We start from the raw sequence: 7,119 nt of genomic DNA, 5'->3' as shown, positions 1-7,119 counted from the left end.
AGCCTGCTCGCGATGACGTCCTTCCAGCCAACACATTCCTGTGCGTTTTCCTCAGACCCCTAGGAAATCTCCGACACGCTTTTCAGGTTGTCCGTCGGAAGCGCGATCTCTAGCCTTTGTCGGTCGCTGCAAAATCAGTGATCGGGTTTGGTCGCCCGGGTTTAGAATGGCGCACAGTGCCGCGCGAGCGGCATTTTTGTGCTTGCTTAATGGCGAGCCGTGCGTGGGAGGGCCCTGGCCCTGCCGGGTTTCCATTCCCTGGTCGACCAACCTGCGTACGGTTCGCCACCCATCTGCTTGGTCGCAGTGATGGCGAACTCCAAATCCAAGAATGGAGCTTCACCATGATCAAACCCACCCCAAATCCCCCCGAAACCGACGACGTTTCCCCCTACCAGTCCCCCCACTCGAACAAACTCCACGAAGCCGCCGACCGCGCCCTCGATCACTACCTCAATCCCCCCAGGCAACCTGCCCCCCACAAGCCCGGCACGATGTTTGTCATCGCCCCGAATATCGACACCGAAACCCTGCTGGCCCACGCCTGTGAATCACTGGCGTCGGCGAGTGTGATGGCGAGTGATTTCGCGGGGTTTCTGCAGGGTTCGCAGCGCAATACGATGCTGGGGATTGCGCAGGTGATCATGCTGGGTGAGCTGGCGGTGAATCGGGCGCTGGATAATCTCGATCCGCAGGATTAGTGGCCAAAGGACCGGGCCAGAGCCGTGAAGCCCGGGCCGGCCAGGACGATCAATAACGCAGGGAAGAGAAACAGCATCATCACGACGGACATTTTGGCGGACATCTTGGAGATGTATTCCTGCAGGCGCGTCAGGCGCCGGTCGTCGAGCAACTGTTTGAGCGCCATCAAGGACTTCATCGCGCCGCCCCCCTGATGGATCAATTGTTGAAGGATCACGCAGGTGTCGGTGAACTCGTCTACTGCAAGCAAGCGGGTGGTCTTGTTCAACTCTTCGCCCAGTTCCAGGCCGGAATCGACGCGGGTCAGAATCAGGCGCAGTTCATGGGTCAGGGCGGGCAGCAATTGCCTGCCCTCTTGGCTCAGCACACGCAGGGATTGCTCCACCGCCATGCCCGATTCGAACAGGGTGCGCAGCAGCGCAATGAAGGTTGAGGTTTCGGTGGCCAGTTGTTTTTGCCGACGTTGTGCGGCCGCGGCCAGCCAGCGTTTGGGCAACAGATAGCCGGCGCTGGTGGCGAGCATCGGGGCGATCCAGTGGTTCTCCACATTCGGGTAGAACAGCCCCTGGATCAGCAGGCACAAGGACAGCGCCAACACCGGCACGCCCACCTGCAAGGCGGCGAACAAGGAGCGTTGGCGTACGCTACGCCAGCCCAGTCGGTTGAGCAGGGCCTGGGTTTCGTTGTCCATTTTGACCGACTGCTGCCCCAGGCGGCTGGCGCCCAGGGCTTGCAGCAGTTGGCTGAAGTGGCTATCACCCGGCGCCTTGCCATCCAGTCGCTGGGCCACCTGGCGTGCCCGTCGGCTTTGGTCCAGCAAGGCGCTGAGCAACAACAGTGCCGCCCCGAAAAGCAGCAGTGCGCTCACCAGCAAGAGCATCTTCATATTCATAGGCTACGCAACATGCGCCAAAGCGCCAGGCAACCGATCACCTGAAATCCGAAGGCACTCGCCAGCATGATTTGCCCCGAGCTGTCGTGCCACATGGAAAGCAGGTAGGTCGGATTGGTGAGTAGAAAGTAACCAGCAACCGAGACCGGCAGCAGGGCAAGGACCACGGCAGTGATACGGGTTTCGCCGGTCATGGCCTTCAACTGGCGAGCCGCTTGCTCGCGTTCGCGGATCATCTTGATCAGGTTTTCCAGCAGCTCACTGGCATTGCCGCCGTAACGGTGGTTGACCTTCAAACCGAGTGCGAGCAGGCGCAGTTCATCTTTCTCGTACAGCTCGGCGAAGTCCGAAGCGGCGTCTGCCAGGCTGACCCCCAGATGCACATTGCGCTGAATCCGGCCCATGGCATTTTTCAGCGGGTCTTCGGCCGCATCGATGGCGCCGAGCACGGCATCGGCCAGGGTCCGTCCGGACTTCAGGCTGCGCACGGCGTGGTCGAGCAGCATCGGCAGCTGTTCGATCATGCGACTGAGGCGACGCTGATAACGCCAGCTGACGAACAGTCGTACCACCACCGGAGGCACCAGCAGCGCCAGCAGCGCGCCGATCCAGCCATCCAGGGCAATCCCCAGCAGCACCCCGAGTATCCAGAACACCAGCCATTGACCCAGGCGTTCGGTGGGACGTCCGAGTCCGGCGCGCAGGAACGCCCGCTCAAGGCCCGCCCATGACGGCTTCTGCACGACCCGCAGCGGTTGCCCCTGGCTCAGGCGTCCCAAAATCCGTTCGTTGCCGGTCTGGCGCAAGCCGTTATAGAGCAGGCGCAGCGCCAGGCCGAGAAAGATCAGGCAAACGAGGATGAGCAGCGCCGGTTTGAGCATGCCGTGGCCTCAGTACGCCGAGGGAGACAGCGCCGAGTCCCGGCGCAATTTGTCGCCAGCCGGATTTACGGCTTCGCGCAGGAAACCGAATCCGGTGTGGCGGTCGAAACGGAACAGTGTGTTGGTGACATACACGTCGTCGCGCACACCGACGACTTCCACCACTTCGCTGACACAGCGGCGACCGTCGGGCATGCGCGTGAGCTGGATGACCACGTCGAGCGCCGCGCAGATCATTTGCCGCAGGGTGCGCTCGGCGATGCTGCGGCCAGTCAAGCCCACCAGGGTCTCCAGGCGCAGCAGCGCATCCTGGGCGTTGTTGGCGTGTACGGTACTCATCGAGCCGTCGTGGCCGGTGTTCATGGCGGTCAATACATCGACCACTTCGACTCCGCGAATTTCGCCGAGGATGATCCGGTCCGGGCGCATCCGCAGGGCGTTGCGAATCAGGTCGCTGGCTTTCACCTCGCCATGGCCTTCGGCATTCGGTGGACGGGTTTCCAGGCGCACGACGTGAGGGTGGCCCAGTTGCAGTTCGGCGACGTCTTCGATGGTGACCAGTCGTTCCTGAGGGTTGATCAACTGGCTGAGAATGTTCAGCAGCGTGGTCTTGCCGGTGCCGGTGCCGCCGCTGATCAGGATGTTGCAGCGTTTGCCCACGGCTTCCTGAATGAATTCGAAGATTGCGTGATCGATGGTTTGCATCGCCATCAGATCGGAGCTTTTGAGCATGTCCTTGCGGAATTTTCGGATCGACAGGCAGGGGCCATCGAGGGCTATCGGCGGAATGATGGCGTTGACCCGGCTGCCGTCCGGCAGGCGCGCATCGACCATCGGCGAAGACTCATCGAGGCGCCGGCCCAGGGGCGCGAGAATCCGTTGCATGACACGTTCGACGTGGTGCGAATCGATAAAGCGCAGGTCACTCAGATGCAGCACGCCTTCGCGTTCGACAAATACCCGGTGCGGACCGTTGACCAGAATCTCGGTCACCGCCGTGTCGCGCAGTAGTACTTCCAACGGGCCGAAACCGGTGAGTTCGTCGACGATCTCTTCGGCCAGGCGCTCCATTTCATAGCGGGAAATCGCCAGGTGCAAACGCGCGATGTACTCGGCCACTTTGTCGATCACGAACTGCGACAGCGCCTGGCGCGAGCCCTCCAGCAGGTTTTTTCCCGACTCTTCGATGGCGTCGATGATGTAGCGGTGCAGCACCAGTTTCAGGCCTTCGTGGTCGGTATTGCCGACCGCGCCGCGATGGGGGGAGCCGAAGAGTTTTTCACTGCTCATTGTGCGCCCCTCAAGCGGTTGAACCAGCCGGTCTTGGGTTTGGCCAGGCCTTCGGAATGTTTGGCCAGGCACTCGCCGAGGGTGCGCAGGCTCTGGGTTAGGCCTTCGCGTGGGGCCAGTTCGAACAAGGTCAGGCCCTGGTTCTTGGCGTTGAGCCGCACTTCCGGACTGTAGGCGAGGGTGGCGATGATCTCCAGGCCGAACGTTTTGCCCAGGGTGTCGGAGTCCGGTGCGACGCTGCGCAGGTAGCGGTCCACGAGCAATTTGGCGTGATCGAGCTTCATGCCTTTTTCGCGCCACAAGTTGAGCACCGTGAGGTTGCGGCGGCAGTCGAGCACGTTCTGGTCGGTGTACCACAGCAGTTTGTCGCAATGGTTGACGAAGGTGCGCAGCGCTTCGCTGTCAGGTTGGCCCGTGAGGTTTACCACGATGTGCTGGAAGTGTTGGCGCAGGGCGCTGAGCAACATGTACAGCTCGGCGGCGCTGGTGTGTTCAAGCGGTTCATCGCCACTGGCGTAGGCGAGGATGCGCAGCCCGGCTTCGCAACTGGTGAAGGCGCTGTCGATCAGCGTCGCGTCCAGGCGTCGCAAGTGGCGCAATGCATCACCGAAATGAAACGAGCTTTCAAGGCCCAGCAGCGCCAGGCTATCGCCCCGGGGTAATCCAAGGTCCAGCAGCAGCGTGTGCTGTCCGCTTTTTTGCACCACTTGCGCCATGTGCGTGGCCAGCAATGCGCCGTCGGCGCTGCTCTGCACGCCATACAGTACGGTCAGGCGGCCCAGGTGCGTGTTCGGCGCGATGGCGGGCAGGCGTTTGCTCAGGCGTCGCACCAGCCCCGCGACTTCACTGGAGCGTGAACCATAGGCCACGAAATCCCTGGCCCCGGCGCGCATCGCATTGAGCACAAGCTGGTTGTCCATGCCGTCGCCCAGCGCGACGATTGCCAGCATCGGTTTGGCTTCCAGCGCGCCTTCGATCAGCGCGCTTTGGGTTACCACGTGGTCGCGGTCCAGGCCGATGAACACCAGGCTGGCGCAGGTCACGTCCACCAGTGCCAACAGTTCGTCGAGGCTGCCACCACCGGCGCTGACCACCTGGCCCAAGGGCGCAAGGGCACCTTGCAGCCATTCCAGGTCGGTGCTGTTGCGCGTGATCGCGAGGAAGGTTTGACTCAGGTTCTGGCTCATTGCGATAACTCGCTGCGTGATACCGCACTCGCCGGCAGGCCGCCGAGCAAAGTGGCCCGGATCAAGCCGTTGAACAGTGGCGTAAAAGGTCTGCGCATGGAAAGGTATCCTTGCTCGACTCAGGGTGTTTGTTGAGTGATCTCGTTGCCGCGAATGACTTCCACGCTGGTTTTGCGCGATACGGCGCCAGGGCTGGCAACGGGTTTGGGCGGCGCAGTCATGGCCAGCTGGCTGAATTGCAATAACTCGCGGTTGGCATTGGCCAGGTTGGCGGAAGAGCTGCTTTCACCGGCCCAGTAGCGCGCCAGGCGTTTTTCATCGGCGCTACGCACGGCCAGGCGCAGCACGCCGGCCTGGGTCGCGAGCATCAGGCGGCTCACCAGTTGTTCTGGAACGGCGAGCAACACGGTCCGGGCCGCGCCTCGGGATTGATCCTGTTTGAGTTTTTCATCGGCGTTGCGCGCCGGGCTGGAAGGCTGGCCGTCGTTGGTCAACCCCAACTGCTCGCCGACCCCGAGCACCCGCAAGGCCGGCACCACGAGTTGGGCCGTTGGCTGCGGATTGAGGGTGTCCATACGCAGGAACAGCAGCACGTCGACATAGTCACCGGGTGTCAGTTGCCCGCCGATACTGACCACTTCTTCCATGGCAACCGCCAGGGCGCGCTCATTTGGGCGGATCATCCGTGACAGCTTGCTGCCGGCTTCGAAGCTTTCGTCGTTGAGCCAGCTGCCGGCGGTGAGGGCGCGCCAAGGGGTACGGCCAATCGCCTGGTCGAGGCTGGTCAGGCTGCCGGCCGGGGCGGTGTGCAACTGTTCCAGGACGACATCGGCGGCGGTGATCGGCGTATACGGCGCGACATCGTTGACCAGCACGACCACGGGATGGCGGGTCGGGTCATTTGCCGACACTGGCAGCTGTGCAATGGCGAGTGGTGCATTGACGGTGGATTGGGCAACGGTCTCGGGGGCCGGTTGACGACTCAATGTGAGTCCCCAGTAACCGGTAATGATGGCGCCGACCAGAAACAATCCGGCGAGGCCCAGAGTGACACGGCTGTTCATGAAGGCTCTCCCTTTCCTGCTGCGCAAACCCCGTCAGGTCTAACGAGACAACTTCGCAATCAGGCAGCTATGAACATGGAACTATTTCGCTATTTGACCGTAGCGCAGGTAGAGCAAAATGCCATTAGTGTGGAAACAATATCTAACGAAAGTGCAAAGTTGCGATAAAACGACCTGTTTTTGACGTCAACGAAACGGTTAATACTTTAGTGTTAATGCGTATTTACAGTTGTTGGGCCGGGGAATGCCGACAATGCTGGTGCTGGCACTGGGGAATCATGTTGCGTCCGTGCAACACCCGTCGTCGTCCAGGAGAAATGTCATGTCTTTTTCCAAGCTTGTTGAGAAGGTCAAATCCGGGATCGCTTTTTACAAGGGCCTGGCCAAGGATACCGAGGGTGCGTCCGGTATTGAGTACGCGATTATTGCGGCCATGGTCGCGGTGGTGCTCGCCGGTTTCAGTGGAGGTGTTCAGAACGCCATCACTGCCACGTTCAACACGATTCAAGCGGCGCTGTGACAAGGAAGTCGACAATTTGCTGTTGCTTCACAGGGTTTCTAACGTCAGCGCTTCGTCCATTGCAGGTGTTACCTCATGAACGCTCACGCACAGCCACGCCAACAACTGCTTCTGGTGGATGACGAAGAGGACGCATTGCTTGAGTTGGCGGAGTTGCTGGAGGGTGAGGGGTTCAATTGTTTTACGGCCACTTCGGTCAAGCTCGCGCTGCAGCACCTGACCCGGCATCCCGATATCGCTTTGGTGATCACCGATTTACGCATGCCGGAGGAGAGCGGCATGTCGTTGATCAAGCGCTTGCGCGAGCATACGTCGCGCCAGCATTTGCCGGTGATTGTGATGTCGGGGCATGCGGGCATGGATGATGTCAGTGACATGTTGCGCTTGCAGGTGCTGGATCTTTTTCGCAAGCCGATTTATCACGTGCGGTTGTTGGAGACGCTCAATAATCTGTTTCCTCAACCGCAGGTTTATCTGGTCAAAGGTTGACTTGGCGGCCTCTGGGCCGACCATGTTTGGGTTGATCGAGTACATATCCATTTCTGCGGTAACGGCTACTGGCGGTTTCGCCCTTACGGCGAGT

The 7,119-nt window shown here is 60.8% G+C and carries 8 protein-coding genes; 3 read left to right on the top strand and 5 right to left on the bottom strand.

Annotated features, from left to right (window positions below; all coding sequences use genetic code 11):
• Positions 1–344: 344 nt before the first annotated feature.
• Positions 345–701, top strand: coding sequence for a DUF6124 family protein (locus tag VC35_RS27235; RefSeq protein WP_046043776.1), 357 nt, complete (start codon positions 345–347; stop codon positions 699–701).
• On the opposite strand, the gene VC35_RS27230 is transcribed toward VC35_RS27235, so the two are convergent.
• The 5 genes from VC35_RS27230 to cpaB form a co-directional block, all read right to left on the bottom strand.
• Positions 698–1,588 carry a type II secretion system F family protein gene (locus VC35_RS27230; protein ID WP_046043774.1) on the bottom strand — a complete coding sequence of 297 codons (891 nt, stop codon included), beginning with the start codon at positions 1,586–1,588 and terminating at the stop codon, positions 698–700. The two genes, VC35_RS27235 and VC35_RS27230, sit on opposite strands and share 4 nt — an antisense overlap.
• Before the next feature lie 2 nt (positions 1,589–1,590).
• Entirely contained in the window at positions 1,591–2,475 is an 885-nt protein-coding gene (locus tag VC35_RS27225) for a type II secretion system F family protein (protein WP_046043772.1), read from the bottom strand.
• 9 nt (positions 2,476–2,484) lie between these two features.
• A complete protein-coding gene (locus VC35_RS27220) occupies positions 2,485–3,765 on the bottom strand; it encodes a TadA family conjugal transfer-associated ATPase (protein WP_046043771.1) in 1,281 nt (426 codons plus the stop codon).
• Entirely contained in the window at positions 3,762–4,952 is a 1,191-nt protein-coding gene (locus VC35_RS27215) for a CpaE/TadZ family protein (protein ID WP_046043770.1), read from the bottom strand. The genes VC35_RS27220 and VC35_RS27215 overlap by 4 nt, the downstream gene beginning before the upstream one ends.
• A gap of 119 nt (positions 4,953–5,071) precedes the next feature.
• Positions 5,072–6,016, bottom strand: a complete 945-nt coding sequence (gene cpaB / locus VC35_RS27210; protein ID WP_046043769.1) for a Flp pilus assembly protein CpaB — start codon at positions 6,014–6,016, stop codon at positions 5,072–5,074.
• 322 nt (positions 6,017–6,338) lie between these two features.
• On the opposite strand from cpaB, the gene VC35_RS27205 reads away from it, so the two are divergent.
• Together VC35_RS27205 and VC35_RS27200 are read left to right on the top strand one after the other, a co-directional pair.
• On the top strand, positions 6,339–6,536 hold the full coding sequence (locus tag VC35_RS27205; RefSeq protein WP_046043768.1) for a Flp family type IVb pilin: 198 nt from the start codon (positions 6,339–6,341) through the stop codon (positions 6,534–6,536).
• A 75-nt stretch (positions 6,537–6,611) separates the two neighbouring features.
• Positions 6,612–7,025 carry a response regulator gene (locus tag VC35_RS27200; RefSeq protein WP_046043766.1) on the top strand — a complete coding sequence of 138 codons (414 nt, stop codon included), beginning with the start codon at positions 6,612–6,614 and terminating at the stop codon, positions 7,023–7,025.
• Positions 7,026–7,119: the final 94 nt, after the last annotated feature.

The organism is Pseudomonas fluorescens, from assembly GCF_000967965.1.
GTDB lineage: Bacteria > Pseudomonadota > Gammaproteobacteria > Pseudomonadales > Pseudomonadaceae > Aquipseudomonas > Aquipseudomonas grandcourensis.
The sequence above is the reverse complement of the archived record's forward strand: the minus strand, read 5'-3'. Positions and strand labels throughout refer to the sequence as shown.

Bases quoted from the DNA above. Each gene is read 5' to 3' on its own strand.
- VC35_RS27235 (WP_046043776.1), top strand. From the start codon at position 345: ATGATCAAACCCACCCCAAATCCCCCCGAAACCGACGACGTTTCCCCC.
- VC35_RS27230 (WP_046043774.1), bottom strand. From the start codon at position 1,588: ATGAAGATGCTCTTGCTGGTGAGCGCACTGCTGCTTTTCGGGGCGGCA.
- VC35_RS27225 (WP_046043772.1), bottom strand. From the start codon at position 2,475: ATGCTCAAACCGGCGCTGCTCATCCTCGTTTGCCTGATCTTTCTCGGC.
- VC35_RS27220 (WP_046043771.1), bottom strand. From the start codon at position 3,765: ATGAGCAGTGAAAAACTCTTCGGCTCCCCCCATCGCGGCGCGGTCGGC.
- VC35_RS27215 (WP_046043770.1), bottom strand. From the start codon at position 4,952: ATGAGCCAGAACCTGAGTCAAACCTTCCTCGCGATCACGCGCAACAGC.
- cpaB (WP_046043769.1), bottom strand. From the start codon at position 6,016: ATGAACAGCCGTGTCACTCTGGGCCTCGCCGGATTGTTTCTGGTCGGC.
- VC35_RS27205 (WP_046043768.1), top strand. From the start codon at position 6,339: ATGTCTTTTTCCAAGCTTGTTGAGAAGGTCAAATCCGGGATCGCTTTT.
- VC35_RS27200 (WP_046043766.1), top strand. From the start codon at position 6,612: ATGAACGCTCACGCACAGCCACGCCAACAACTGCTTCTGGTGGATGAC.